Origin of the sequence: Rhodococcus sp. O3 (assembly GCF_048897285.1) — a bacterium.
GTDB lineage: Bacteria > Actinomycetota > Actinomycetes > Mycobacteriales > Mycobacteriaceae > Rhodococcus.
Genome location: NZ_JBMBTE010000307.1, coordinates 1 through 1344 on the forward strand (window position 1 = coordinate 1; position 1344 = coordinate 1344).

Below are 1344 nucleotides of genomic sequence, written 5' to 3' on the forward strand. Positions count from 1 at the left end.
GTGGTGCAGGCGCCGGCCGTTCGACGGGTTTCGGCGCCGTCGCGGTCGAACCCTGACTGAAGGAGAACCCGCTCTGGGCCTTGTACCCACCGGATCGGTCCTTGGGTTCGACCTCGATCTCCTTGGTCGGCGTCGAGGTCAGCGACACCTGCCGCCTGCGGTACAGCGTCAGACCGACGACGAGTGCGACGAGGACGACCGCCAAGACGGCCGCGATGATTATCCAGGCTGCGGTACTCACGCACCCATACTGTCAGGCCCGACCGCGGGTTTCAGGCGCGGGGAACGAGATCACCGCCCGTGGCGTTCTCCTCGGCGACGTCCGTGTCGGTCCCGTTCACGTCCTGACCACCCACATCCTGACCGCCCACGTCCCGGCCTCGCAGCCGCTGTGAGATCACCCGGGTGATTCCGTCGCCGCGCATGCTCACGCCGTACAGCGCGTCGGCGATCTCCATGGTGGGCTTCTGGTGAGTGATCACGATCAGCTGCGACTTCTCCCGCAACTGTTCGAACAGACCGATGAGACGACGCAGGTTCGTGTCGTCGAGGGCTGCCTCCACCTCGTCCATGACGTAGAACGGGGACGGCCGGGCGCGGAAGATCGCCACGAGCATCGCGACCGCCGTCAGCGACTTCTCGCCACCGGACAGCAGCGACAGGCGCTTGACCTTCTTGCCCGGTGGCCGCGCCTCCACCTCGATACCGGTGGTGAGCATGTCGGACGGGTCGGTGAGCACCAGCCGGCCCTCACCGCCGGGGAACAGCTTCGCGAAGACCTGCTCGAATTCGCGTTCCACGTCGGCGTACGCCTCGGTGAACACCTGCAGGATGCGCGCATCGACCTCCGCGACCACCGACAGCAGGTCTTTGCGGGCGTTCTTGACATCCTCGAGTTGGGTTGCCAGGAAGTTGTAGCGCTCCTCGAGCGCCGCGAACTCCTCGAGAGCGAGCGGATTGACCTTGCCGAGCGTCGCCAGGTCCTTCTCCGCCCGCTTGGCGCGGCGCTCCTGTGTGGCCCGGTCGTACGGGACCGGCTGGGGTGCGACCACCTGTTCGCCGCGCTCGCGGGCCTGCTCGTACTCGGCGATCTCCAGCGGGCTGGGCGGCATCGGGACATCGGGGCCGTACTCCGCGATCAGGTCGTCGAGGCCGATGCCGTGCTGCTCGAGGATGGTCTGTTCGAGTTGTTCGATCCGTAACGCCGCCTGCGCGCGGGCCACCTCGTCGCGGTGCACGGCGTCGGTGAGCTGGTCACGCTGTGCCGTCAGGTCGCGGACCAGTTCCTTGACGCGGTCGAGTTGCTCGGTGCGCTCGGCACGCTGGCGGGTGAGGGTGTCGCGG

At 67.6% G+C, this 1344-nt stretch carries 1 protein-coding gene and 1 pseudogene; both read right to left on the reverse strand.

Annotation, left to right across the window (positions count from 1 at the left end; genetic code table 11):
- Nucleotides 1-241: pseudogene (locus ACN675_RS29155) on the reverse strand (signal recognition particle-docking protein FtsY); the annotation flags it as partial.
- Between the two features lie 31 nt (nucleotides 242-272).
- Nucleotides 273-1344, reverse strand: a 1072-nt coding sequence (locus ACN675_RS29160) for an AAA family ATPase (protein ID WP_420754115.1), incomplete at its 5' end; no start/stop codon positions are given.